28 protein-coding genes are annotated in these 26,595 nt (G+C 38.6%); 7 read left to right on the top strand and 21 right to left on the bottom strand.

Annotated elements, in window-relative coordinates; all coding sequences use genetic code 11:
- Window positions 1-44 precede the first annotated feature (44 nt).
- The 8 genes from GMD3S_RS0201340 to GMD3S_RS0201305 all read right to left on the bottom strand — a co-directional run bounded on the left by GMD3S_RS0201340 (window position 45) and on the right by GMD3S_RS0201305 (window position 6,774).
- On the bottom strand, window positions 45-1,520 hold the full coding sequence (locus tag GMD3S_RS0201340) for a PTS galactitol transporter subunit IIC (protein ID WP_000382518.1): 1,476 nt from the start codon (window positions 1,518-1,520) through the stop codon (window positions 45-47).
- 54 nt (window positions 1,521-1,574) lie between these two features.
- Window positions 1,575-1,880 carry a PTS sugar transporter subunit IIB gene (locus GMD3S_RS0201335; protein ID WP_000590551.1) on the bottom strand — a complete coding sequence of 102 codons (306 nt, stop codon included), beginning with the start codon at window positions 1,878-1,880 and terminating at the stop codon, window positions 1,575-1,577.
- Window positions 1,881-1,917: 37 nt separating this feature from the next.
- Window positions 1,918-2,394: a PTS sugar transporter subunit IIA gene (locus GMD3S_RS0201330; RefSeq protein ID WP_000521987.1), complete on the bottom strand. Its 477-nt coding sequence runs from the start codon at window positions 2,392-2,394 to the stop codon at window positions 1,918-1,920.
- Window positions 2,395-2,584: 190 nt separating this feature from the next.
- The gene (locus GMD3S_RS0201325) at window positions 2,585-3,274 is read right to left on the bottom strand and encodes a sugar phosphate nucleotidyltransferase (protein WP_000643950.1); all 690 of its coding nucleotides are present in this window, start codon (window positions 3,272-3,274) and stop codon (window positions 2,585-2,587) included.
- Window positions 3,275-3,285: 11 nt separating this feature from the next.
- Window positions 3,286-4,164: a DMT family transporter gene (locus tag GMD3S_RS0201320; protein ID WP_000791836.1), complete on the bottom strand. Its 879-nt coding sequence runs from the start codon at window positions 4,162-4,164 to the stop codon at window positions 3,286-3,288.
- A gap of 1 nt (window position 4,165) precedes the next feature.
- Window positions 4,166-5,023, bottom strand: coding sequence for a phosphotransferase family protein (locus GMD3S_RS0201315; protein ID WP_000413082.1), 858 nt, complete (start codon window positions 5,021-5,023; stop codon window positions 4,166-4,168).
- A gap of 16 nt (window positions 5,024-5,039) precedes the next feature.
- Window positions 5,040-6,062, bottom strand: a complete 1,023-nt coding sequence (locus GMD3S_RS0201310) for a ribitol-5-phosphate dehydrogenase (protein ID WP_000609906.1) — start codon at window positions 6,060-6,062, stop codon at window positions 5,040-5,042.
- 4 nt (window positions 6,063-6,066) lie between these two features.
- A complete protein-coding gene (locus tag GMD3S_RS0201305; RefSeq protein WP_000638516.1) occupies window positions 6,067-6,774 on the bottom strand; it encodes an IspD/TarI family cytidylyltransferase in 708 nt (235 codons plus the stop codon).
- A 441-nt stretch (window positions 6,775-7,215) separates the two neighbouring features.
- Between GMD3S_RS0201305 and GMD3S_RS0201300 the strand changes: the two genes are divergently transcribed.
- Entirely contained in the window at window positions 7,216-7,515 is a 300-nt protein-coding gene (locus GMD3S_RS0201300) for a YbaB/EbfC family nucleoid-associated protein (RefSeq protein ID WP_000981534.1), read from the top strand.
- Between the two features lie 41 nt (window positions 7,516-7,556).
- Here the strand turns inward: GMD3S_RS0201300 and GMD3S_RS0201295 are convergent, their stop codons facing one another.
- From GMD3S_RS0201295 to glmU, 7 genes are all read right to left on the bottom strand, one after another.
- Entirely contained in the window at window positions 7,557-9,320 is a 1,764-nt protein-coding gene (locus GMD3S_RS0201295; RefSeq protein WP_000801706.1) for a glycerophosphoryl diester phosphodiesterase membrane domain-containing protein, read from the bottom strand.
- Between the two features lie 8 nt (window positions 9,321-9,328).
- Complete coding sequence (locus GMD3S_RS0201290; protein WP_000413624.1) at window positions 9,329-9,922, bottom strand: 3'-5' exonuclease; 594 nt, start codon at window positions 9,920-9,922, stop codon at window positions 9,329-9,331.
- Window positions 9,923-10,003: 81 nt separating this feature from the next.
- A complete protein-coding gene (rocS, locus tag GMD3S_RS0201285) occupies window positions 10,004-10,498 on the bottom strand; it encodes a chromosome segregation protein RocS (protein WP_000021252.1) in 495 nt (164 codons plus the stop codon).
- A gap of 76 nt (window positions 10,499-10,574) precedes the next feature.
- Window positions 10,575-11,267 carry a 5'-methylthioadenosine/adenosylhomocysteine nucleosidase gene (locus GMD3S_RS0201280; RefSeq protein ID WP_008278101.1) on the bottom strand — a complete coding sequence of 231 codons (693 nt, stop codon included), beginning with the start codon at window positions 11,265-11,267 and terminating at the stop codon, window positions 10,575-10,577.
- A gap of 15 nt (window positions 11,268-11,282) precedes the next feature.
- Window positions 11,283-11,594 (bottom strand): cell wall synthase accessory phosphoprotein MacP, encoded by a 312-nt coding sequence (macP, locus tag GMD3S_RS0201275; protein WP_000517872.1) that lies wholly within the window; start codon window positions 11,592-11,594, stop codon window positions 11,283-11,285.
- Between the two features lie 11 nt (window positions 11,595-11,605).
- Window positions 11,606-12,151, bottom strand: a complete 546-nt coding sequence (locus GMD3S_RS0201270) for an NUDIX hydrolase (RefSeq protein ID WP_000393795.1) — start codon at window positions 12,149-12,151, stop codon at window positions 11,606-11,608.
- A 9-nt stretch (window positions 12,152-12,160) separates the two neighbouring features.
- Complete coding sequence (glmU, locus tag GMD3S_RS0201265) at window positions 12,161-13,540, bottom strand: bifunctional UDP-N-acetylglucosamine diphosphorylase/glucosamine-1-phosphate N-acetyltransferase GlmU (RefSeq protein WP_000073758.1); 1,380 nt, start codon at window positions 13,538-13,540, stop codon at window positions 12,161-12,163.
- A gap of 155 nt (window positions 13,541-13,695) precedes the next feature.
- Between glmU and GMD3S_RS0201260 the strand changes: the two genes are divergently transcribed.
- The 5 genes from GMD3S_RS0201260 (at window position 13,696) to lysS (ending at window position 18,179) form a co-directional block, all read left to right on the top strand.
- A complete protein-coding gene (locus GMD3S_RS0201260) occupies window positions 13,696-14,496 on the top strand; it encodes a glycoside hydrolase family 25 protein (protein ID WP_001227573.1) in 801 nt (266 codons plus the stop codon).
- A 106-nt stretch (window positions 14,497-14,602) separates the two neighbouring features.
- Window positions 14,603-15,445, top strand: coding sequence for a DUF368 domain-containing protein (locus GMD3S_RS0201255; protein ID WP_008278099.1), 843 nt, complete (start codon window positions 14,603-14,605; stop codon window positions 15,443-15,445).
- Window positions 15,445-15,927 (top strand): aminoacyl-tRNA deacylase, encoded by a 483-nt coding sequence (locus GMD3S_RS0201250; RefSeq protein WP_001085913.1) that lies wholly within the window; start codon window positions 15,445-15,447, stop codon window positions 15,925-15,927. Before GMD3S_RS0201255 ends, GMD3S_RS0201250 begins: the two co-directional genes overlap by 1 nt.
- A complete protein-coding gene (locus GMD3S_RS0201245; protein WP_000780824.1) occupies window positions 15,927-16,550 on the top strand; it encodes a histidine phosphatase family protein in 624 nt (207 codons plus the stop codon). The genes GMD3S_RS0201250 and GMD3S_RS0201245 overlap by 1 nt, the downstream gene beginning before the upstream one ends.
- 138 nt (window positions 16,551-16,688) lie before the next feature.
- Window positions 16,689-18,179: a lysine--tRNA ligase gene (gene lysS / locus GMD3S_RS0201235; RefSeq protein ID WP_000102442.1), complete on the top strand. Its 1,491-nt coding sequence runs from the start codon at window positions 16,689-16,691 to the stop codon at window positions 18,177-18,179.
- Window positions 18,180-18,406: 227 nt separating this feature from the next.
- Here lysS and GMD3S_RS0201225 read toward each other — a convergent pair whose 3' ends face one another.
- The 6 genes from GMD3S_RS0201225 to GMD3S_RS0201200 all read right to left on the bottom strand — a co-directional run bounded on the left by GMD3S_RS0201225 (window position 18,407) and on the right by GMD3S_RS0201200 (window position 25,408).
- A complete protein-coding gene (locus GMD3S_RS0201225; protein WP_000823417.1) occupies window positions 18,407-19,246 on the bottom strand; it encodes an amino acid ABC transporter substrate-binding protein in 840 nt (279 codons plus the stop codon).
- A gap of 15 nt (window positions 19,247-19,261) precedes the next feature.
- A complete protein-coding gene (locus tag GMD3S_RS0201220) occupies window positions 19,262-19,891 on the bottom strand; it encodes an amino acid ABC transporter ATP-binding protein (protein WP_000891744.1) in 630 nt (209 codons plus the stop codon).
- Window positions 19,892-19,901: 10 nt separating this feature from the next.
- A complete protein-coding gene (locus GMD3S_RS0201215) occupies window positions 19,902-20,543 on the bottom strand; it encodes an amino acid ABC transporter permease (protein ID WP_000121156.1) in 642 nt (213 codons plus the stop codon).
- A gap of 388 nt (window positions 20,544-20,931) precedes the next feature.
- The gene (locus GMD3S_RS0201210; protein WP_000723553.1) at window positions 20,932-22,731 is read right to left on the bottom strand and encodes a Spy0128 family protein; all 1,800 of its coding nucleotides are present in this window, start codon (window positions 22,729-22,731) and stop codon (window positions 20,932-20,934) included.
- Between the two features lie 291 nt (window positions 22,732-23,022).
- Window positions 23,023-24,252: a tetratricopeptide repeat protein gene (locus GMD3S_RS0201205; RefSeq protein ID WP_001065926.1), complete on the bottom strand. Its 1,230-nt coding sequence runs from the start codon at window positions 24,250-24,252 to the stop codon at window positions 23,023-23,025.
- Window positions 24,242-25,408, bottom strand: coding sequence for an AI-2E family transporter (locus GMD3S_RS0201200; protein WP_000400294.1), 1,167 nt, complete (start codon window positions 25,406-25,408; stop codon window positions 24,242-24,244). Before GMD3S_RS0201200 ends, GMD3S_RS0201205 begins: the two co-directional genes overlap by 11 nt.
- Window positions 25,409-25,552: 144 nt before the next feature.
- Between GMD3S_RS0201200 and GMD3S_RS0201195 the strand changes: the two genes are divergently transcribed.
- A complete protein-coding gene (locus GMD3S_RS0201195; protein WP_000665595.1) occupies window positions 25,553-26,566 on the top strand; it encodes a lactonase family protein in 1,014 nt (337 codons plus the stop codon).
- Window positions 26,567-26,595 lie beyond the last annotated feature (29 nt).

Here is a 26,595-nt window from a genome sequence, read left to right as displayed (position 1 = left end):
AATTAACAACCTAGTTTTCACAATTTACATTTTATAGGAGCGAATTATTTAGCATTTGCTGCGTATTCTTCGTTACGTTTGATCATTTGTTTTCTATACCAAGCAAAGATACCTACATAGAATACAAGGAAGGCTGCTGCACCAAGGATTGCTTTGATATCACCTGTTGTAGCATTACCGATTGCCCAACCAAATAGTTTTTCAATTGGTCCTTCAAGAGTTGAGTGAGTAATCAATTGAGCACTATCTACACCTTTAGGAAAGGCACCTACACCTTTAGCAAGTTCTGTTGCAAATGGTGCGATAAGAGTACCAGAAAGAAGGAAGAGAGGCAACAAGAGTGTTCCGAAGATAATCATACGGAGCAATTTACCACGTGTAACAACCAAGAGAGCTGGGGTCACACCCATAGCGATGATACCTGCAAGAGGCAAGATACCATTACCGACGTTTGAAAGAAGAACAGCTTCTACTAGCATGATTGGAGCAAGTACGTTAGCACAAGCCCAGATTTCAGCACGACCAGCGATGAAAGGCCAGTCAAGACCGATGTTGAATTTACGTCCTTGAAGACGTTTAGTAGCAACGTTTGTAATACCTTGTGAAAGTGGTTCTACGGCTGCGATGAACCAAGATCCGATAAGTGAGAAGAGTTCCAAAGCTACACCGGCTGTTAAACCAAGAGACAACCAACCTTTAATAACTTCTTGCCAGTTTGCAGCATCTTTAAGTCCTTCAACAGGTTGTGGAGTCCCCATAAAACCAATAACAATACCAAGGATGAAACCGATAAAGAATTTAGATCCCCAGAAACCGATTTTTTTGTTCAATTTAGCAGCATCAAAGTCATATTTATCAAGACCTGGGAAGAATTTTTCAAAAATCTTATCCAAAACCATGATAACTGGGTTCATCATGTAGTTCATGTGTGTTGAAGTCATTGGTGATGAACTTGGTGCATTAAGAAGATCGTCGAATGTTGGTTTCATCAGGTCAGAGTTGATGATCTTCAAAATACCTACAAGGACAACTGCTGCAGTTGCGATGAAGAGTGAAACTCCTTGGCTAACTCCATTGTTATCTGCGTACCATTTAATCAAAAGACCAGTTATTGACAAGTGCCAGATATCGAAGATATCGACGTCAAGTGTATCCGTTTTCTTCATTGCAAGCATCACAACGTTGACAATCAACATTACTAGCAAGAAGTAAAGTGTCCAAGCAGAGCCCCAAGTGATGGTAGCAAGTGGTGCCCAACCAACGTCAGTGATGTTCAAATGGATACCAGTGTTTTCAACGAATTTTTTAAGTGATTCTGAGAAAGCTCCATTGAGCATACCGATGATAGCACCGATACCAGTAAGAGCGATGGCAAGTTTAATACCACCTTCAAGCGCTTTGGAGAATTTCACTCCAAAAAGTAGAGCCAATACTGTCAAAATGATCAGCATGATAATTGGTCCACCCATATCCAAGATAGGTTTGAACAGCTTATTGGCTAGTTCGATAATGACATCCATAATAGTTCCTCCCGTTTTTTTAGTTATATGAATGTTAACAAGATAAAGAATAAATTAGCTTAGTCCGTGTTCTTTGATAGCTGCTTCAATATTGTCAAATACTGGAGCGCTCATCGCTGGAATACGGAACAAGATTGGGCCAGCTTCAATTACTGGAATACCTGGTTCAAAACCAAGGTCAGTTGCAGCGATTGGTGTAAAGATATCGTAGCCCTTGATAAGGTCTTCGTTTACATCTTTCACCATGACTGCATCACAGTGAACATCATAACCACGGTTTGAAAGTTCTTCTTCTAGAGCACTTTTAATTTGGTGACTTGAGTTAACACCTGCACCGCAGGCAGCAAGAATTTTAATCATTTGGATTTCCTCCGATTTTATATTTTAATAGACAAGATTAAGCGGTTGCTTCAGCAATGTAAGCATAAAGTTTTTCTGGTTCGGAAATTTTTGATAGATCTTCCAGATGTCCATTTCCTGTGAAAAAGTCCATCAACTGAGCCAGAATATTTGTTTGACTTGAACTTGAGTTGTTAATGATAAAGAAGAGTAGGGATACTTCTACTTCCTTATCAGGAGCTATCATATTGTGAAAAGTTACTGGTTTTTCTAATCGAACAACCACTACTTTCTCAGCTAGATTATGAACAATATCTGTATGAGGAATCGCTACATTTGGCAAGTCCTTTCCTAGAAATTCCATATCTAAACCAGTTGGAAATGACTTTTCACGCGTGATCAAGGCTTCACGATAAGTTGGAGTGACAATTTCTCGTTCTTCCAACAAGCTTGCTACCTGATCAAAGAGTTGTTCTTGATTATTCGCTTCTAAGCAAAACACTAGGTTTTTGTCAAAGAAATGATCTAATCCCATAACATTTTCCCTTCTTTCAATTATCTTTTATGCTATAAGTATAACACTATATGAAATCGTTGTCAATAATTTTTGTTTTATTTTGTTCTTTTTTTTGTAATTTTTGTTTCATTTAAAGAATACAATCAATATCAAACATTCTTGTTGTAAAATCCACAAAAAAAGAAGGCCCAAGCCTTCTTCTCTTTCCTTACTCAATAGTAGATAAAATCTCTTCTAACTTATGGTAGTCCTTTACACTATCAATTTCATAGATGCTATTTCCTTCTAATTCTTCGACATAGACATCTAATTCTTTGATATTATCCTTAACCATGTTGTCCCAGTAGAGATCAACAAATTCACCACTTTCGTAAGCTTTGTCAATAAAGCCAACAATCTTCTCAGCAGTTGGTGCATCCCAGAATGAAACTCCGCTCAGAATGCGACCAGCCTTGCTGTCAACAATAATGTCTTGAACCTTGTAGTCATCACCGTAAACCAAGAACCACTCGTTCGTACAGTCTTCACGATAAACGCTAAAATAGGTAGAACGTTTAAGATCGTTTCGAAACATATTTTTGAAAAGATAGTTATCTGCATCGATGACGTAGCTGTTAGCCAAATCTTCTTTTACTAGATAAAGTGAGTAAAAGTTATTGTAATCAGCATACTTGTCGTTAAAGACTAAACGGACACCATATTTTTCTTTTAGGTAGTCAAATTGTTCTTTGAGGTAACCGACAACGATGATAATCTCATCAATTCCTCTCTCTTTCAAAAACTCAATTTGGTATTCTACCAAGGGTTTTTGATTAACCTTAACCAAAGCTTTTGGTGTATTTTCAGTCATAGGGCGTAGACGAGTTCCTAAGCCCGCTGCTAAAATAATCGCTTTCACACGAATCTCCTTTATTCTTTAATAATAATATAAACACCAGCCATAACAATAAGTGAAGTGATGATTGTCAGCATATCTAGCGGTGCACCCAAGAAAACAACTGCAAATAAGACAGTCCAAACTACATAGCTCACATTCAAACCTGTCGCTTTCGCAGGTTGCAAACGATTAATGGCGATATAATAAGCTAAGTAGGAAATCATGTTAAAGGCCGCAAAGACAAGCAAGAGGCCTAGTAACTGCCCATCTGCCACTTCTGCAAATGAATGGTGTGAAAAGAGCACAATCACAAGATAGGACAAGAATGAGGTTACTTGTCGGATTAACAAGGCTTCAATTTCACTTAAATCACTTTCCATAGCATAGGAGCTGAGAACACTTTCGCTCCCCCAGGCAATGGCACAGATAAGGGCACAAAGAATCCCAATGTAAAACGAGTTAACTTGTTCAACCTTATAGGTTTGAGCAATGATAGCTGCAATAATCAAGAAAACACCAAATACTGTATTCTTTGAAACCTTGTGTTTCAAAATGAAGAAGGCTAGAAAAACTGAAACTGCTGGATAGATAGCTGATACAGATGAAGCTAGTGAACTACCGATATATTTAACCGCATAAAGATTGGCCTGCATACCAATTGGTCCTGCTAGTAAAGCTCCGATTATAACACTCACATTTCGAATATTTAAGAAAATAGAGAGGCGAACTTTTCCTTCTTTTACCAAAAGAAAAGCTAACAAGATAAAGATACTCAAGAAATCATGAGCAGCAGCCACCACAAAAGGTGAGAGATTTGTAAAAATTGAAAAGATATAAGCACTAATCGTTAGACCTAATCCCCAGAAGATACCAGAGAGCAGACCAAAAGAAACACCATTTTTATTCTTCATCCTAACCTCCATAATAAGTCAAACCCTCGACAGCTCTTTGGTAACGGTTGATACCGTAATCTCCAAAATCAGCTCCTTGAGCTTCTTTGTACACTGTCCACAAACTCCAGATAGTATCTTGCAAGATTTTATAGATACGAATCTTCTCACGTGATACAGGCGTTTTGTCACTTTCATAGTAGGAAAGGAAAGCATCTTCCTCTTGCTTTGTAAATTCAGACTCTAAGAAAAGTGCTGCCAAATCCCACATTGGATCATTCATGGAAGAGTATTCCCAGTCAATCAAATACAAGCGACCTTGAGGTGACTCGATGAAGTTTTCTGGAACCAAATCGATGTGACAGGACTTTCTATCAACACCCAAATCAGCCAATCTCTTTTCTAGTGAAAATACATCTTTTCTTACAGCTTCATAGTTTTCATAAGGGATAGCTCCCTCAATCAAGGATTCATATTTGCTGATTTCCTCAAAAGGAGCAAACTCTCCTCTTAATTCTTTCCCTGAAGCATGGATGGTTTGTAAAATTGGTGCAATCTTTTCAAACTTGGACTTGATTGATGTTGAATCAAGAGTTACTGCTGATTCAATGTACTCATTTACTTTAATCCCTGACTCAATATCAAAGAGATAATTTTTGACATCTAAATCTAAATCCTCTAAAAGTTCAAGATTGTACTTTTCATTTTGACGATTGATGAGTTTTTCAGTCCCTTTACCAAAAAATTTCACAATATACTGTTTGTTGGTTGTTTTAACCAAATAGTTTTGGTTGGTCATGCCTCCCAACTGTTCAACACTGAGTACTTCCTCTTCATCAGATAGTAAAGAAGAAATTTTTTCTTTGATGAGTTTCTCCACAATTAACCTCCATCTTCTACACTTCCCACTTAAATACTGTTTTAAAAGCAGTATTCAGGTCTGTAGCAAAGACACGGTGAATGTCCTTGATTTCTCTCACAGGCTCTTCAACATAAAGGATATTCTTCAGACGATTTGCAAACTTTTTGACTTCCATCATTTGAATGGCCTTCTCAAAATCAACGCGTCCTGAACGAGATGATCCTACTAATAACAATCCTTTTTCCAAAGCATCTCGTGTATTGATATTAACCTTGTATTCACTCACTCCCATCATGAGAATCGTTCCCTGTGGACGAATATAGCGAATCAGGTCATTGATAGCTGGTCCTGTACCATCACCACCGCAACACTCAAATCCATGATCAAAGGTCAAATCCTCTGGGATATTATCAGTAATATAGCACTCTTTTGCAAAAGAGAAGAGTTCCAGTTTTTCCCAATGGCGTCCAATCACGATAATCTCTGCTTCTGGCAAGGTATAATTGATAATATTTGCAACCACAAAGGCCAAACTACCATCTCCGATAACAGCGATGCGCTCTCTCTTGCTATGAGCAAGATTTAAGAAACGATCCATGGCATGCATACCAACACTTACAAACTCGGTAATGGCAGCAACTGTATCTTCGATATCATTATAAGAAACGACTCGGTCTTTTGGAAGAGAGACAAATTCTCGCATAAAACCATCGTGACCACTAGATAGGAAGTAGGTTCCTGTCATGTAGTTCTCGTAGAATTCCTTGTCACTCTGCGTCGGCGGTTGATTGGGAATCATAACTACCTTTTGACCAACTTCATAAGTCCCAGTTGGATCTGAAATAACAGTCCCACAAGATTCGTGTATCATCGCCATAGGAAGCTTTTTAGCCAATATCTTTGGATCGCGTTTCCCTTGATAGTAACGTTGATCTGCATGACAAACCGCCATATAATTTGGACGAATAAGGATATGATTCTCCTGATCAATGTCTTCTTCTTGATATTTTACATTGATAAACTTTGGTTTGGTCAGTTGATAAATTTGATTAATCATAGCCTTAGTCTTTCTCAATCATGCTTTTCGCGATTTTCAAGTCTGTCACAGTTGTGATTTTAAGATTTGAATATTCCCCTTTAGCTAGGGCAACATCCTTCCCTTTGATAACAAAAATCTTACATGCATCCGTCAGGATTTCCTTTTCTTGGTCAGATAGGGAACCATACAAATCCATGAAATCCTTGCAGCGGAATGTCTGAGGTGTTTGACCTTGATAGAGGTGAGCACGATTTGGAATATCAGTGATAAACTGACCATTAGTACTTTCAACAATGGTATCAACTGCTTCTACTACTGTGTCAACCGCATCATGATTTTGGGCCAGTTTGATATTGTCCTGAATCATGCGAAGTGTAATAAAGGGACGAACAGAGTCGTGGGTAATCACGATATCTTCTGGAGTGATTGGACGATAGGCATTAATAGCTTCTATAATCTTCTCGATACTGGTATTGCGATCAGCACCACCCTTGGTAATGATGATGCGATCCTTGTGGAGAGAAAGATACTTATCAACTAGGTCCTCAGCGTGTGACACCCAATCTCCATGAACTCCAACTACAATTTTTTCAATACTTGGTTCCAAAACAAATTTTTCGATTGTGTGGATCAAAATAGGTCTATCACCTAACTCCAAGAATTGTTTTGGTAAATTACTGATTCCCATGCGTGTGCCAGTTCCACCGGCTAGGATTCCTGCATAGATCATATATTTTCTCCTTTAGTTTATTCTAAAAAACTCATTACCATCTATTATATCACAATCTGTCTCCATCATGAAAAAAAGACAGAGCGTCATTTAGTCTAATCAACACACCATTAAAGGTAAAAAGTGAACAATGTGTTACTAAATCTGGAAAGACTATAACAAATTAAGAAATAAAATTAGGTTATCCTCTATATTTTCTGCTTAACGTTCGGTTAACATAGAGTTCTCTAGAATATAATAGAATCCTTAAAGAAAACTTAAATGAAATTTATTTGTTTCGCAAAGAATACCAGGTGTGCATAGTAAATTTCTTAAAAGTTGTTTAAGGGACTCATTATAAAAGTTCATATATCTAATGAATTAAACAAATAATAGACTTTTGCTCCTAAAATTGATAAAATAAAAAGAAAAATAATAGAAAAAAGGGAACTGTAAACCGCCATGATGAACATGCAAAACATGATGCGCCAAGCACAAAAACTTCAAAAACAAATGGAACAAAGCCAAGCAGAACTCGCTACCATGGAATTTGTTGGAAAATCTGCTCAAGAGCTTGTCCAAGCGACCTTAACTGGTGACAAAAAAGTTGTCAACATTGACTTCAACCCAGCAGTTGTAGATTCAGAAGATCTCGAAACACTTTCAGATATGACCGCGCAAGCAATTAACGCTGCTCTTGAGCAAATTGATGAAACGACTAAGAAGAAACTCGGTGCTTTCGCTGGAAAATTGCCTTTCTAATCCACAAAAAAAGAGAAACATCTGTTTCTCTTTTTTTTTTCTTAGAAATCAAAGAATTCCATTGCTTTCTTTAAGAGTAATTCCGTATATTCCGGATCGTCTTGAGCCATTGTGACTTGTGACTGGACCATTTCAAGATCATCAGTAATCATGCCATCTGCACCGAGACGAACTGCTTTATCAAATGCCTCCGAACCATTTACGGTCCAAACATAGAGTCTCTGATCAGTTGTCCAGAGTTTATTGACAAAGTATTCGTCCAAAGTTGAGTACTCCATAGTGTAACCAGTTGCCTTGGTTCTTGGGAAGATACTGTTATAGGGAAGAATAAAGTAAACTGGAATTTCAGAATCATAAGTCAACACTTTATCAATCACATGGTAATCTAGCGATTGCATCTGGTGTCCATATTTCTTGATAGTCGCTCCGTACTTTTCGAGGAAATGGTCCATCATTTGCGGACTATCTTTTTTACTGGTCTTAATCTCAATCAGCAATTTTTGGTTTAAAGCATTTGCACGCTCTAAATAGGCATCAAAGCTTGAAATCTTTGTTTGATAACCATTCTCGTAAATATCTGTATTTGTTAATTCATCCAGAGTCAAATCTTGCGGTGTAGCATTAATACCTGTTAAATTTTTGAGGTTAGCATCGTGCATCATCACGAACTGACCGTCTTTCGTTTCCTGCACATCCATTTCGATGAGATCTGGTTTTAGTTGAGCTGTTTTTTCTAAAGACTGCACAGTATTTTGAACACCGTTTTTATTACTTACTCCTCTGTGCGAAATCACTAAAGGTGTATTGGTATCTGGAGTTTCCAGATAAACGTAGCCTTCTATGGCAAAGATGATGCTTGCACACCCCATGACACCCCATCTCATCAGATGATCTTTCTTTCGCCTTGGCATAATCTCTAGTTCTTCTCCTGTCAGGAAGGAAACAAACTTCACTAGGAAATAAGTAAGGGTCATATAATGGAAATTTTTAATCAAGACAAAATTAATTACACCGAGAATCAAGGATTCTTTTTGAGTTAGATTATCCATCACTGCTTGCGCAAAAAGCAAGGGAATTAACAAACCAAAGAAGAAAAGATACGTTTTAATGATAATGAGCAAGAGATGCCAAGAGAAGAAAAGGACATTTTTCTTTGTCTTTTGGAGACTATATTTCACACCTTCTCTTACGGTCTTTCTTTCAAAGAGAATCTTAGGAAGGGCAAACATAAATCGGACAGAGATGTAGAGAAAGATCCAAGCGGATGCTATGATCATCAGACCTACCAGCCAATGTTTACCTTCCCAATAATTCACAATAAAATCAGGGATAATAATCTTGTTGAGGTAGTAGATTTTTAAAATCTTTCGGATGAACGGGAAAAGCATAGCAATGTAAAAAAAGACAAAGGCCATCTTACAAAAGCTCAATCGCTTAACGAATAGAAAGCTCTGGTGAAATACTTTTCTACTGTACTCAATTAAAGTTCTCTTTTCATGATAGAGAAGGTGACGAGCTCCTATAAACAAAAGACAAATCTGGAAATAGGCAACCAGGAGATTGATTGCAATTAAGATGAGAAAGGCTAAACTGATAAAAGGCGAGCCTTGTATAATCGCCCAAAAGTTATTGTAGGAGATAAACAAATAACCGGTTTGTCTCAGAAGGATGCCAGCAATCCATGAATTTAATGGTAGCCAGACAAACTCAACCATCATAAATATCAAGAAAAATAGAAATAAAATCTTATCTAGGTTATAGTATATCTTCCTAAAACCTAGCTTTTTAGGTTTTTCAGGTTTCATAGGCACTCCTAGTCTAAAAATTGGGATAAATCTAAGCCACCAAAAGGATTATTCATAGAAAAACTACTCTGGTCTTCTATTAATAGCTTTCCTTCATCTGATTCCAAAAAAGCTTCGTAAACACGCGCCGTCATGCGGGCATCCTCTAAACTGTTATGAGACTTCCCATGAAAGCCTAAAAAATTTGCAACAGTTTGCAATTTAAGATTGGCTATGCCGTGTAAATCAGAACTACGGCGTTCAAAAGCCTCATCATATAGGTCGACCTTATACTGGTCACGATAATCAATACCATGCTCCAAGAGAATAGGTAAATCACTCTTAGCTGCATTGTAACCAACGATAGGTAAGTCGCCAACAAATGCTTGAAAGTCCTTTAAAACTTGTTCTACTTTTGGCGCATCTTTCAAGGTTTCAGCTGTGATCCCAGTCAAACCATTGATAAAACTCTTCAATGGTGCTGTAGTATGAACATAAGAGTCAAAAGCAGCACATTCTTGTCCATCTTGAAAGCGGACTGCTGATACTTGAATTAAATGGGTAACCCCCTCGTGTTGATTGAATTCCAAATCAAAGGCGATATAGTCTCTTAATTTTTCCATTATTTACCTCAATTACTACCCAAAATAAACTATAAATAATAAAAGAAGCCATTAGGTTAGTGAGTAACCCAAACAGCTTCTTTATTTTCCTCCAAAAAGGCGAGCAAAAAAGCCTTTTTTGGTTGCTTGGACTTCTTCTTTTGCTTGGTCCAACTCGAGTTTCAAGGTTTCTTGATCCTTCATCGCTTGAAGAGTTAACTGTTGCTGTTGGTCCAACTGTTTGTCCTTTTCAGCAATCTGTCGGTCTTTGATTCGCATCTGTTCATCTTTTTCTGATAACTGGCGGTCTTTGGCCTTGAGCTGCTCGTACAAGCGAAGAATTTCAGCGTTTTTCTCATCGACCAAGATTTCCATCAGTTCACGTTGTTTGACATCATCACTGACTGGTTCATCTTCAAAAATCGTTTTTTTGTAGATTTCTTCTAGCTTGATCAAGCCACTTCGAGTAACTACAGTTACACCTTTGTCATTTTTTTTCGTGTCCTCTTCTGGAAGTTCTTTGACACGATTGTTGATTGCTTGACGAGATAGTCCTAAGACCTCTGCAATCTCACTGACGGTCATTTCAATACTCATAATATCCTCTGAAACGTTTTCTAGCTTTTCTTTATTTAAATCTTATCATAAGCTAGATAAACTGTCAAATTTCCGCTTAATCTAAAGCCTTTAAAAAGGCTAGTAAGACTTGGGCAGAACGACGTCCAGCTTCGATAATAAATTCATCAAAAGAGATAGAGGCTTCGTGATTGGCATTGTCACTCATGGCACGAATGACTAGGAAAGGTAGACCAAGAGCCTGAGCCGCTTGTGCAATGGCTGCCCCTTCCATTTCAACTGCTAAAACATCCGGAAAGTGGGTTTTGATACTAGCAATTTTATCATCTCCAGCTATAAAACTGTCTCCTGTAGCAATCAAGCCTAGGTGCCAGTTTTGGTCCAACTGAGATAAGTTTTCTTTAATCCTATCGATAAATTTCTTATCTGATTCAAAGTAAAGAGGTTGACCAGCCATTTGACCATAAACATAGCCAAAAGCAGTCACATCCACATCATGGTAAGCTAGTCTATCTGCAATCACGACATCACCAACAGCAATCCCTTCGGCAAGAGCACCTGCTGATCCTGTATTGATGATAGCTTCTACCTGAAAATGGTCAGCTAGAATAGCTACACTCATAGCCGACATGACCTTTCCAATCCCACTCTGAACTAGAACGACTTCTGTATTGCCAACAGAGCCAGTGTAGTAAGTATTTCCGAGGACTTGGACTTCTTGAGGTTTATCCAAATTCTGAGTCAAATATACGAGTTCTTCTGGCATGGCAGCAATGATTCCAATTTTCATTTCAAGTCCTTTCAATTACAAGAGTTTCATCGCTAAAATTAACAAAATCAAAAGTAGGATGACTGCAAACAAGATGCGATTGAGTTTCGAATTAAAAACATTTCTCTTAGTGTTCTCAATGCGGCGACTCTTATGAATTGTTGGTTCTACTTCGATTGTAAGTGTATCTTGACTAAAACCGTGGTCTCTAGAGCGTGAATAACCAAAATGTTGTGAAGATGTTGGTAGAATCTTTGTTTCCTCATCATCTTGAAGAGGTGGTCCTGAAATTTTCTCACCACGATTGGCACGTTCAATCATTTCGTCTGTTAATAAAGGTTTTCCCATGGGTTTCTCCTCTATTTCTTTTGTAGTTCCCAGTACTGGATCGCCATAATGGTCTTGGCATCACAGATATGACCTGACTGGATCAGGTTCTTGGCTTCCTCTAGACTTACTTCTAGGACTTCCAAGGTTTCATCATCATCTTGTGGACGAGGATTTTCCACCTTGACCAAATCACTAGCAAGATAGAGTTTTAGTTTTTCATTACAAAATCCAATCGCAGAATAGAAATCGTACAACAGTTCTAACTTAGCTGTGTAGGCAACCTCTTCTTCCAATTCACGAAGGGCCGCTGCCATTGGATCAGCATTTTCACCAAGTTCGAGTTTACCAGCAGGAATCTCATAAGAAACCGCCTCAATAGCCTTCCGGTATTGCTTAACGAGAACGATTTTGTCCTCGGCTGTCACAGCTAGTACACAAACAGCTCCATTGTGAAAAATCAAGTCACGTTGGGCAGTCCCCTTTCCTTCTGGTAGCTCCACCTGATCTTGTACTAGTTTGAAAATAGGACCTTGATAGATTTCCTTCCGACTAATCGTTTTTTCTTCAAATTCCATGACAAACTCCTACTGGTTCTTGGGATGATGAGGGAGGCGAGTCGCATATTCATCTTTGTTGACCTGACGTCCACGGCCGATAGCAATGGCATCAGCAGGAACATTCTTGGTAATGGTTGAACCCGCTCCAATCAGAGAATTATCCCCAAGTTCTACAGGAGCAATAATAGTTGAGTTTGAGCCAACAAAGACATTATTGCCAATCACAGTTTTGTATTTATTTTTGCCATCGTAGTTGACTGTAATAGTTCCTGCACCAAAATTAACGTTGCTACCCACTTCACAGTTTCCAATATAAGTCAAATGACCCGCCTTGGTATTTTCACCGATTGAAGATCCTTTTACTTCAACAAAATTTCCAATGTGAACTTGAGCAGCCAGACTTGAACCTGGACGAATATGGGCATAAGGGCCAACAGTCACGCCGTCTGCAACACTACTTTCCTCAATCATAGAGTTGGTAATCACAGATCCAGCTCCGATAGTGCTATCCACTACATAAGTACCGTTTGTCAAAACAGTCTCCGCACCAATCTTCGTTTGACCTTTCAAGGTAACATTAGCTTCGATTTGGACTTCGGGAGCAATCTCAACATCAATGTCGATGTAAGTTGCTTCAGGATTGACAAAGCTAACACCATTAACCATGTGCTTTTGATTGATACGGCGACGCATCACTGCTTCCGCAGTCGCAAGAGCTACACGGTCATTTACGCCAAGACTTTCATCAAAATCTTTGAGAGTATAGGCCCCAACCTTCTCACCCGCATTACGGAAAATACCAATCACGTCAGTAATATAGTACTCTCCTTGGGCATTGTTGGTGTTGATGTTTTTAAGAGCCTCAAAAAGACGCTCATTGTCAAATACATAAGTTCCTGTATTGATTTCCTTAATTTGCTTTTCAAAGTCTGTAGCATCTTTCTGCTCCACAATGCGAAGAACTTCAGCATTATCATTGCGGACGATACGACCATATCCAAAAGGATCAGCTGCTTCAGCTGTTAAAATCGTCGCCACATTTTTGTGATTGATATGGAAATCCAAGAGATTTTTCAAGCTTTCACCTGTGATCAGAGGAGTATCTCCAGCGATAACCAAGGTGTGGCCTGTACGATTTTGGAGAATAGGCTCTGCCATCATGACAGCATGCCCAGTTCCTAGTTGTTCTGATTGGGTAACAAAGTCTGTCTGACCGGCTAATACTTGCTCAACTAGCTCTGCCTTGTGACCAACTACAGTAACTGTTTTTTCAGGTTGAATAGCACCAACACTACGAAAAACATGTTCCAACATCGAAATTCCAGCTACTTTGTGAAGTACCTTTGGAAGATCTGATTTCATGCGAGTACCTTTACCCGCTGCTAGAATAATGGCATAATTTGACATAATCTTCTCTTTTCTCTAGAAATTCCCTTATATTATACCATAATTTAGTTTCTTAGGAGTAAACAAACAGAGAAATAGGGAAAAGACGCCCATATATTCACTTTTTCCGATGTTTTCTTTGATTTTTTTATCTATTTACGTTAAACTATTTAAATATGAGAAAAAAGATTCATCCAGCTATTATTTTTACTTTATTTACTATATTTATAGCTATTTTGATCCTCAATAGACCAACTTATGAAGACCATCCTGTCAAGTCAAAACCCAATGCAGTCCAGGTTGAAAATCAGGCCTTGCATAATCTTGACAAACCTATTATTGACGTCTCTGGCTGGCAAATACCTGAGGAAATCAACTACGATACCTTATCTCAAAATATTTCTGGTGTTATTGTTCGTGTCCACAATGGGGCTCAGCATACTGAAACAAATAATGCCGCCTATGCCAATGGTGTCGATAAAGCCTATAAAAATCATATTTCAGAATTTCAAAAGCGGAATGTTCCAGTTGCTGTTTATGCCTATCTAGCAGGTACTGGTAAGGAAGAAATGGAAAAAGCTGCTGAGGTTTTCTACAATGCTGCTTCTCCATACAACCCTAGTTACTATTGGCTCGATGTTGAAGAAAAAACAATGTCTGATATGAACGAAGGTGTTGAAGCTTTTAGGGCTAAACTAGAAGCGCTTGGCGCCAAAAATATCGGAATTTACATCGGTGTTTATTTCATGCAAGAACATAGTATCAATACAGACAAGTTCTCTGCTGTCTGGATTCCATCTTATGGAACGGATTCAGGTTACTTTGAAACCACGCCTAATACTGATTTAGACTATGACCTCCATCAGTATACTTCAAAAGGAAGAATTGCTGGATTTGAACATCATTTAGATATTAATCTCATTTCTACCTTGAAGGAAAAAGAAGAAACCTTCAGAAAACTATTTTTAAGACCATAAGACAAGTGAAAATTGCTCTCTTTTTCACTTGTTTTTTCATTTTCTTCTCGTCTGTGTTATAATTGATAGAATAGAGAAAGAATTTTATGAAATTGAGGATTTTATGATGTTTTCATGGATTGCAAGAGTTATTAAAGGAATCGTCATCGCCTTAGGATTTATCCTACCTGGAATTTCTGGCGGTGTTTTAGCAGCTATTTTGGGAATTTACGAGCGAATGATTAGCTTTCTGGCTCACCCCTTTAAAGATTTTAAAGCGAATGTCCTATACTTTATCCCAGTAGCAATCGGGATGTTGCTAGGCATTGGTTTGTTTTCTTATCCAATCGAGTATCTGCTAGAAAATTACCAGGTCTATGTTTTATGGAGTTTTGCTGGAGCTATCATCGGTACGGTTCCTAGCCTCCTTAAAGAATCTACTCGAGAATCTGATCGGGATAAGATCGACCTAGTCTGGTTCTGGACTACCTTTATCCTTTCAGGCCTAGGGCTCTACGCGTTAAATTTTGTTGTTGGTTCTCTCAGTGCTAGTTTCGCTAGTTTCATCTTAGCGGGTGCTCTTTTAGCGCTTGGTGTCTTGGTGCCTGGTTTAAGTCCGTCAAATCTACTCTTGATTTTAGGGCTGTACGCTCCAATGCTAACTGGTTTTAAAACCTTTGATTTATTTGGAACTTTCCTTCCTATCGGAATTGGTGCAGGTGCAACCCTCATCATTTTTTCAAAATTAATGGACCATGCCTTGAACAACTACCACTCCCGTGTTTATCACTTTATTATTGGAATTGTGCTATCAAGCACCCTCTTGATTTTGATTCCAAATGCTGGAAGTGCTGAAAGTATCCAATATACTGGACTTTCTATCGTGAGTTATGTTCTCATCGCCTTCTTCTTTGCACTTGGCATTTGGCTTGGTATCTGGATGAGTCAATTGGAGGATAAGTATAAATAATGGCAAAAAAAGTAAAGATAAAAAAAACTCTTGTCGAGCAAATCTTAACCAAAGCAGGAATTGAGCACACAGGGATTCAAATCAATGCGCTTGAGGGAGAACTTCCTTCGGAATATGATCGAACTCACATCTTTAAAACCTTGGCACTATTAGGAGACAAAACGGGGCCAATCATCGGAATCGTTCCCATAACAGAACACCTGGCTGAGAAAAAACTAGCAAAGGTTTCTGGTAATAAAAAAGTGAGCATGATTCCTCAAAAAGATCTGGAAAAAACGACAGGCTATATTCATGGGGCTAATAACCCCATCGGCATTCGCCAAAAACACAATTATCCTATTTTTATTGATCAGACTGCTTTGGATTTGGACCAAATGATTGTCTCTGCTGGAGAAGTCGGGCACAGTATTATCATCCGACCTCAAGACTTAGCCAGCTTTGTAAAAGCGGACTTCGCTGATATCTTGGAGGAAAACAACTGATGAAACTCTATTTTGTCCGTCATGGTCGGACTGTCTGGAATCTTGAAGGACGTTTTCAAGGTGCTAGCGGTGACTCTCCCCTTCTTCCAGAGTCCACTGACGTTTTAAAACAACTGGGGCAGTATCTCAAGGAAATTCCTTTTGATACGATTTATTCTAGTGACTTACCCAGAGCAGTTAAGTCTGCTGAAATAATCCAAAGTCAACTCCAGGCCCCTTGTCCTTTAAAGAGCATTCCTGACCTACGTGAATGGCAACTTGGCAAACTAGAGGGATTAAAAATCGCTACGCTTAATGCCATCTACCCAGAACAAATAAAGGCCTTTCGCTCTAATCTAGCTCGGTTTGATACGAGGATGTTTGAAGCCGAATCTCTCTACTCTACGACTCACCGAACCATTCAGTTTATCAAATCTCTGAAAGGAAGTCCGGCTGAAAACATTCTGATCGTTGGTCATGGGGCAAATCTCACTGCTAGCCTTCGTACTCTATTAGGCTATAAAGAGGCTCACCTCCGCAAAGAAGGAGGCTTGGCCAATGCTAGTCTGACAGTTTTAGAGACCGATGATTTTGAAACCTTCACTCTGGAAAGATGGAATGACACTTCCTATCAAGAAAAATAATGGAACTTGATCTTAATAGTCAAGTTCTTTTTAGTTTTCAAAGAATATCCGTGAATTTCTCTGCTATTTATGATAAAATGGGAGTATCGCAAAAAATGACTCATCGTATCAAATTTTGAGTAAAATTAGGAGGAACCCATGTCTACAGAACATATGGAAGAACTAAATGACCAGCAGATCGTTCGCCGTGAAAAAATGGCTGCGCTCCGTGAACAAGGAATTGATCCCTTCGGAAAACGTTTTGAACGTACTGCTAACTCTCAAGAACTAAAAGACAAATTTGCAGAACTTGATAAAGAACAATTACATGAATTAAACGAAACTGCTACTATCGCTGGACGCTTAGTAACTAAACGTGGAAAAGGAAAAGTTGGCTTTGCCCATCTTCAAGACCGAGAAGGTCAAATCCAAATCTACGTTCGTAAAGATGAAGTTGGTGAAGAAAACTACGAAATCTTCAAAAAAGCTGACCTAGGTGACTTCCTTGGTGTCGAAGGTGAAGTCATGCGTACAGATATGGGAGAACTTTCTATCAAGGCAACTCACATCACACACTTGTCTAAAGCACTTCGCCCGCTTCCTGAGAAATTCCACGGTTTGACTGACGTTGAAACAATTTACCGTAAACGTTACTTGGACTTGATTTCTAACCGTGAAAGCTTCGAACGCTTTGTTACTCGTTCAAAAATCATCTCTGAAATCCGTCGTTATCTTGATCAAAAAGGTTTCCTTGAAGTAGAAACACCTGTTCTTCATAATGAAGCCGGTGGTGCTGCTGCTCGTCCATTTATCACTCACCATAATGCCCAAAACATTGACATGGTACTTCGTATCGCGACAGAGCTTCACTTGAAACGCCTTATCGTTGGTGGTATGGAACGTGTTTATGAAATTGGCCGTATCTTCCGTAACGAAGGAATGGATGCTACTCATAACCCTGAATTCACTTCTATCGAAGTTTACCAAGCTTATGCAGACTTCCAAGATATCATGGACTTAACTGAAGGTATTATCCAACACGCTGCTAAATCAGTTAAAGGTGATGGTCCTGTTAACTACCAAGGAACTGAAATCAAAATCAATGAACCATTTAAACGTGTTCACATGGTGGATGCTATCAAGGAAATTACTGGTGTAGACTTCTGGCAAGACATGACTTTCGAGGAAGCTAAAGCTATCGCTGCTGAGAAGAAAGTTCCAGTTGAAAAACATTACACTGAAGTTGGTCACATTATCAATGCATTCTTTGAAGAATTTGTCGAAGAAACCTTGATCCAACCAACCTTTGTCTATGGACATCCAGTAGCAGTATCTCCACTCGCGAAGAAAAATCCTGAAGATGAACGCTTTACTGACCGTTTCGAACTCTTCATTATGACCAAGGAATACGGTAATGCCTTTACTGAGTTAAACGACCCAATCGACCAACTTAGTCGCTTTGAAGCCCAAGCCAAAGCTAAAGAACTTGGTGACGATGAAGCAACAGGTATCGATTACGACTACATTGAAGCTCTTGAATACGGTATGCCACCAACAGGTGGTTTGGGTATCGGTATCGACCGTCTCTGCATGCTCCTCACTGATACAACTACTATCCGTGACGTATTGCTCTTCCCAACAATGAAATAATACTCTTCGAAAATCTCTTCAAACCACGTCAGCGTTGCCTTGCCGTAGATATATGTTCCTGACTTTGTCAATCTTATCTACAACCTCAAAACAGTGTTTTGAGCAGCCTGCGGCTAACTTCCTAGTTTGCTCTTTGATTTTCATTGAGTATAAACCCTTATCCTCTGGTACTTTCCAGAGGATTTTTCGATGCAAAAAGAGACTGAGAAAAAACTCAATCTCTTTTCTTATTCTTGATTTTTAACTTGACTGGTGGCTACATCTTCCCCAAACCATTTCTGGCTGATTTCCTGGAATTTTCCTTCTTGGTATAGTGATATAAAAGCCTGATTCAGAGCAGCTAGCAAAGTTTTATCAGCAGGTCTAACACCCACTGCAAATGCTTCACTTTCAAATCCAGCTGAAAAGACATTGTAGTCATTTAATATTCCTTCAGACTGGAGATAATAATTGGCATATACCCGGTCAATCACAAGGGCATCAATCCGATCATTTTTCAAATCAATCAAGGCTTCATTGAAACTTTGGTATTGATTGGCCTTCTGATCTTTCACTCGATTCTTGAGTAGTTCGGGTTGTCCTTCAAAATTCAAATAGCCAGAAGATCCTGCCTGGGCCCCTAAAACTTTGTCAGTCATATCCTGAATTGAGTGGATATTTTGAGACTTTTTAGAGACCAAAACTTGTTGATTTTCCATGTAAGGAATGGTAAAAGCAACCTTCTCTTTCCGTTCATCTGTAGCTGTATAGCCATTCCAGATGGCATCAATGGTACCATTTTGTAGCTCGGTTTCTTTCATATCCCAGTCGATGGGTTGAAATTTAATCTGAATTCCTAGCTTTTCAGAAACAGCTTGGGCCAGGTCAATATCAAAGCCTGCATACTGGCCATTCTTTTCCTCAAATCCCATGGGAACAAAGGTATTGTCAAAGCCAATGGTAATGCTTCCCTGTTTTTGATATTTGGCCCAATTATCCTGATTTGGATCACTTGCCTTTTGAGTACAAGCCGTCAGGAAGAAGCTAAAGAACAGAGCAAGTACAAGGGCAATTTTCTTTCTCTTCATAGGCACCTCCTAGTCCTACTTTGGATCAACCTTAAGGATCTGATCAGCAATGTTTTCCGCAAACTGAAGATCGTGGGTCACAACAATCTGAGTCATCCCACGCTCTTTATTTTGAAGGATAAGTTTTTCTACTTCTAATCGCAATTCTGGGTCTAAGGCTGATGTAGGCTCATCATATCCAATAATTTCTGGGTTAATCATCATAGCACGTGCTAAGGCCACCCGTTGTTTTTGCCCACCTGAAAGTGAGAATGGAAAGGCATCTGCATGTCCAGCTAACCCAAGTTGTTCTAACAAACCACGCGCCTTCTTCTCAGCAACTTCCTTCTCCATGCTCATTGTTTTTATAGGCGACAAGGTTAAGTTATCTAGAACTGACAAATGCGGAAAGAGTTGAAAATCTTGGAAAACAAATCCCAGAAGATTGCGCTTTTCTAGTTCGTCTATAGCTAGCGATTCGCCGTTATAGTAGATTTCCCCCGAATCGATGGTTTCCAGTCCAGCTAGCATACGTAATAGGGTTGTCTTTCCGCCTCCTGATGGACCTACGATTGCAAGGATTTGCTTTTCAGGAATTGATAGGCTGAAATTGGTTAAGATTTGTTTGCCACCAAAGGCCTTGTTAATGTTTCGTAATTCTAACATAGCAATCCTCCTATCTGTAATAACTGTACTTCTTCTCAAGTTTTTTCGCTACAATGGTTACAAGACCAATCATAATCAAATAAATCGCTCCAGCTAAAAACATAGGAACAAGACTAGCATCTCGATTGGCTGCTGTCCGACTAGCTAAAATCAAATCTGAGATCCCAAGGGCATAAACCAAAGAAGTATCCTTGACCAAACTCATGATTTCATTAAAGACGCTCGGTAAGACAATCTTTGTAACTTGAGGAAGAATGATATATCGCACTGTGTCAAAAGGACTAAACTTCAAGACCTTAGCAGCTTCATACTGCCCTTTGGGAATGGTTTCAATCCCACCACGAAAGATTTCAGCAAAGTAGGCTGCATAGTTCAATACAAAAGCGATCACAGCAGCAGGCAAACGATCTAAACGTATCCCAATGCTAGGAAGAACATAGTAAATAAAGATTAATTGCAAGAGCAAGGGAGTCCCTCGCATCACCCAAATATAAAGGTCAATCAGATAATGGAGGGGTTTCCAGCGGACTTGTAAAGCAAAGGCAACGACAATACCTAAAGGAATTGAAAAGATCAAGACCAGAGCAAAGACTTGAAGAGTCATACTTGCACCGTTCAATAAACTTGGTAATATCTCAAACATATAAGACATACTGCACCTCCTAAAAATTATTGTTCCTATTATAGCATAAATAAACAATTTAGCAAGGGTTTTTGTAAAAAAATTCTATAATTATTGAACTATACACCTTTATCTAAGAAATCAGAGCGAAATATCATCTTACAGAATTCGAAGAATTATAAGGATTCTAGACGAGAATATAGGTTTAACTTCTAATTCTGAGAGAACAATAATCAAAATATTTTTATCAAATATCTATAAAGATTTCAATGATATAGAACTCTATTTACTCTCATTCACTTCATACCTCTAGAGATATAAAAAAGAACCACTTTATAAGAATAGTATCATTTCTACTATCCATACAAGTGGCTCTTTGATGATGCCATAGCAAGGGCATCAAAATTTTTCAACTAGATTATTTAACTTTTTTGAAACGGAATAAGAGAATGGAACCAAATGCAAGTACTACTCCTACAACAGTAAGCAAGATAGTCATTTCAGATGTACCAGTATTTGGTAGTTCTTTATTTTCTTCTGGTTGTTTAGGTTTGTTATCTGAAGAACCCGGAGTCTCAGCAACATAAGTATTTATGATGGTTGGATTATTACCTGTAACTGTTGCTACAAGTTGACCTTGACCATTGTCTACAACTTTTACTGTTACTGTATAAGCATTTTTATCATAAGTTACACCAGTTTCATTACCAGCTTTTTCAGTGATCGTGTATGTGTGAATTCCTGCAGCAGTGTATTCAATCGCTGGGAAAGCAACTGTTCCGTCTGCAGCATTCTTAGCTGTAGCTACAAGTTTGTCGCCTTCTTTCAATTCAAATTCATATTTATCTGCCTCAAGAGTTTTACCATTTAGGACTTTTTTAGCAGTAATTGAAGTTGTTGCAGATTTAGCAGAATACGAATTTACAAAAACTTTATTGTCATATTTAACACTTGCAAACTTCTCACCATAAACATCTGTTACAGTAACTTCTGCGTTAATAGTCTTATCATCGTAAGCAAAACCTGGTTTTTGATCATTAACTTCTTTGATCTGATACTTATAAGTACCCACTGTAGAGAATTTAACGGCTTTAAATTTCACTTTGCCATCTTTATCATTCTTAACAGTTTCCACAACTGATCCGTTTGGATCAAGTAGTTGGAAGCTAAATTCTTCAGCAGCTAAGTCTTTTCCTTTTAACTGCTTAGAAACCTCAAATGAAACTTCTGTAGAACGTGAACCTGAACTAATACCTTCAGTTGTGGTTAATGGTGCAAAACCTTCTACATCAAAGTTTTCAGTCGAAGTCGTAATTTTAACGTTATTGAAAGCTTTCTTTGTTGTATTATCAACTGGAGCTGTGATACGAGTCTTATAAACTACATACAAACCTTGGTTGATTAGATCACCATTACCATTTGGAGTAATAGTGAAGCGATTAGAATCTTGAACAACAATGTGACTTGGATTCAAAAGAGGATGATGTTCATCCTTACCCCATTCAGTAAAGTAGTAACCTGTAATCTCACTAGCTAATACTTGCCCTTCAGGGATTGTATCTTGAATCGAAACGCCTTCATAAGGATTAGCATATTTGTTTACGCGAATATACCAATTAATATAATTTGGATCGTTCGTATCTTGAACTCCCCATTTAGTAAATCCTGTTGGATCCTCATCTGGAACAATACGAGTCAAATTGTATACTCCTGCTCCAGGAATGTCGATTGGATATGATTTATTGAGTTCAACATTATCAGCCCATACAACAGTAAATAAGGCCGAAATTTGTTTCTCTTCAGGTAAGTTAGCAAAATAATCTTCGTTAGTTACCGTTACAGTCGCTGTATTTACAGACTTATTTGTCGTTAACTCAGCAACTTTAGTGACTCCATCGTTACCAAAGATTTCAGTAGTTGAATCTGTTTCAATTTTGAATTCATTTGGAACTTTATAAACCATAAAGTCACCATTCTTCAACGTTGTTGAGTTGTCGAATTTGTAGGTGGTTTGAAGGTAAAATTTCCCTTCACCATACTCTGCACCGTCAACTAACTTATTATTGTTAATTGTCGGTACTGTCGTTAGCGTATAGCTACTAGATGGTAGTTCAGCAGCTTTAACCACATTGCTAGTTCTTAGTACTGGGATAAATACTGAAGCTACTAACAATAGCGCCATGAATGCATGAGAAAGTTTTTTATTAATCTTTTTCACAACATTTGCCTCCTTTATTTTTGGGGATAGATTCCCTTATTTATTATTATATATTCTTATATAAATTTGTCAAGTATTTCATAGTAGTTCGATGTTCAAATCATACCTTTAAACTCTTATTTTATAGGGTGTAGCAGGCTTTCATCGTTCAAAACTTCATCTAAATTGGCTATAAGAAATTCTAACATTTATATTATATTAGTAAAAAAGAAAAGACCTCTGAGGTCTTTCAAATCATTCATTTAAAGTCATTCGTTTCTGTTAATAAAATTTTACAAAAAATAGAAATCCTTAAAGTGTCTCTAATAGTTCTTGCATCTGAACATCATCTGGAACGAGTTTTAAATAAGCTTCAGCTTGCACTTTGGCTTCTTCAAAATACCCCAATTCACGTAGGAGATAAGTATACTGCTCCAGAAATTCAGGATTATCCTTGAGATCAAGCGATAGTTCCTGATAGAGCTCATAGGCCTTATCTAAATCCTCAATTTCCTGATAAGAACGGGCAATCATCCACTTGGTCAGGAGGTTTTCAGGTTCTTGACTTTGGAGAGCAATGATATCTTCGTACCGCTCTTGTTCCATATAAATGGTTGCAAGGCGAAGGAAAATTTCTTCTGTATCCTCTGCATCTTCTTTGGCAGTAAGGAGAAATTGCTCTGCACTACTAGGATCATGCAATTCATACGAAAACTGAGAAGCAGCCAGTAAGAGCCGAGTTTCAAATGGATTTTTCTCCAAACCTTGTTTAGCGATACGAAGGGCCTCTTCCACCTGATGTTCCTTATGCAAAGCTTGACTATAACCATATTCATATCCTTCAAAGTCAGGTGAAATGGTATCAATCTGCTTAAAGTAAAGAACAGATTTTTGATACTCTTCTTGGTCAAAGTAAAGACTAGCCAGTTCAAAGGCAGTTTGGTCATCGTATTCTAATTCTAAAGCTTTTTCTAAGAATTCAGTTGCAGCTTCAAACTTGCCTAACTGGGCATAAGCGTAGCCAATTCGTTGATAGGTTGAGACACCCGTTTGCTCATAGATGGAGCGATTGTCTAATTGAGCATAACCCTGAATAGCTTCCTGATAATTTCCTAACTCACTATCCAACTCAGCCAAACCAAAAACTAATAAGGGATCGTCTGAGTAGTTTAGGGCTTCCAGTAACTTTTCACGCGCTACATCTGTCAATCCTTCCAACTGATAGAGGTCAGCCTTCAAGGCCAAAGCCGACACGTACCAGTCACTTTCGGGTGTGATTTCCTCAAGGTAAGCAAAGGCTTCCTCAACATTGCCATCCTCACTAGCAATACTTGCTAAATTCAGATTCACTTCTGGAAATTCTGTAACGATTTTTTGGTAAATTTCTTTTGCTTGAGGATAAAAGCCAATTCCCTCTAGATAGCTTGCTAGTTCGTAAAGAACTTCACTTGAATCTGTTTCGAGGGCTTTGTGAAAATACTGATCCGCTTTGATTAAATCCTGTTCATCCAAAGCCTGGAGCATGTGTTGACTATTGTTCACTCTTGATTTCCTCCCCTTCTTCTTCATACAAACCGCTGACTTTTTTATACCAGTTAAAGATAGCTGAGATAACGACCTTGGCAGAAGCATAGACAGGAATTCCCAGCAAGACTCCCCAAATACCAAACATAGAACCTGAAGTTAGGAGAACAAATAGGACATTGATTGGATGGATGTTTAGCTGACTACCTAAAATAAGCGGAGAAACGAAGCGACCTTCAATCGTTTGTTCAACAATAAAGACAATAATCACTTTCAAAAGCATCACAGGTCCTGCTATCAAGCCCAAAACCAAAGCAGGCAACATGGCAAGAAAACTACCCAGGTAAGGTACTAGATTGAGGATACCAGCCGTGATCCCCAGAGTCACAGCATATCTGAGACCAATAATCTTAAAGAAGATAATAAACATAATTGCCACGATAATAGCAACTGTAACCTGCCCTCTAACATAGTTTGACAACTGTTTATTAACATCTGACAAAACTTGTCCGACAGGTTCTTTTAACTTGTTTGGGATAAACTTAGTCAAATAGTCTCGTAGACCTTTCCCATCTCTCAAAAGATAAAAGAGCATGAAGGGTACGATAATAACCGCAACAATGACCTGGGAAACGCTACTGATAAAGGCGCTAACCCAGTTAACAGCTTGAGAAGAGATTTTGCTGGCCCACATGGTCGCCTCACTAGAAACATTGGAAAGAACCTGCTCCAACTGTGGTCTAAAATCATCTGGCAAGCGTTTGGTTACAAGGTCATTGATCACCTTATCAGCATCTTCCAGGTATGTCGGCACATTCTTCGCAAAATTTAAGACTTGACGTTGCAGATTAGGAATTGCGACTGCCAATCCCCAAATGATAAAGAGTCCGATAATGACAAAAACAATACTAATGGCAAGAACACGATTGATCTTGTGCTTCTCCATCCAGTCCACAATCGGATTGAGGAGGTAATAAAGTAAACCAGATAAAATAACTGGCAACATGACAACCCCTAAAAAGTCCAATACCGGTAAAAAGATAAAACTAATCTTACTTAGAATAAAAATGTTTAGCCCCAGTAACAAGGTTACTAAAAATACAGTGATGGCTTTATTATCTAAAAACCACTTAAAAAACCAAGATAGGCTAAAATGTTTCTCTTTATGTTCCATAAATACATCCTTTCTGTCATTCTCTCATTATACCATTTTTAGACTAAAATAACTCTTTTTTAAAGTGCTTACATGGATGAATCTGATGCTTCATGACTGCCATTTTGTGGTATAATGAACTTATCATTATTAAGAGGTATGGACATGAAAGAAACTGTTTATTTTGGAACTTACACTCGTCGCTTATCTAAAGGGATTTACAAGGCAGATTTTGATACAGAAACAGGCCAGCTTGCAGATCTTGAACTCTTTGCTGCTGAACCAAGTCCGACCTACCTTGCCTTTGACCAACAGCAACACATATACACCGTAGGAAGCCAGGATGGCTTAGGTGGAATCGCTGCATACAAGACAGATGGCGCTTTGCTAAATCATGTGGTTGAAGAAGGCGCTCCCCATTGCTATGTGGCAGTGGATGAAAAACGTGGTCTCGTATACGGAGCTAACTACCACAAAGGCCAAGTTCTAGTTTATAAGCGCCAAACGGATGGTAGCCTCATCCAAACGGATCTAGATCAGCATAGAGGACAAGGCCCTCATGAAAACCAAACTTCTCCACATGTACACTTTACAGATCTAACACCTGACCAGTATCTCGTCACCTGTGATCTAGGTACAGATGAAGTAACGACCTACGATGTTAGTCCAGAAGGAAAACTAAGTAAGCTCCACACTTATCACGGCCAAGCTGGAGCAGGTGCTCGCCACATCGTTTTCCACCACCACTATAAGATTGCCTATCTCATCTGCGAACTTAATAGCACTATCGAGGTCTTGATTTATGATGGGGTCGGTGAATTTGAACGCATGCAAGTCATTTCAACCTTACCAGATGGATACGAAGGCTTCAATGCTACTGCTGCCATTCGTCTTTCAAAAGATGGCAAATACCTCTATGCATCTAACCGAGGTCATGATTCCATTGCAGTCTATACAATCCTCGCTGATGGTAGCTTGGAATTATTAGAGATTGTACCAAGTCATGGTAAAAATCCACGTGATTTCGACCTAACTCCTGATCAAGAGTTTCTCATTGCTGTTCATCAAGATTCTGATAACGCAACCGTCTTTAAACGCAATCCTAAAAGTGGTCGTCTTGCAGAACTTTCTAACGACTTTCATGTCCCTGAAGCAGTCTGCATCAACTTCCCACATTAAAAAAAATGAACTTGAGTTTCAAGTTCATT

Source organism: Streptococcus sp. GMD3S, from assembly GCF_000298695.2.
Classification (GTDB): domain Bacteria; phylum Bacillota; class Bacilli; order Lactobacillales; family Streptococcaceae; genus Streptococcus.
Note: the sequence above shows the minus strand (reverse complement) of the source record. Positions and strands in the feature narration are given on the sequence as shown.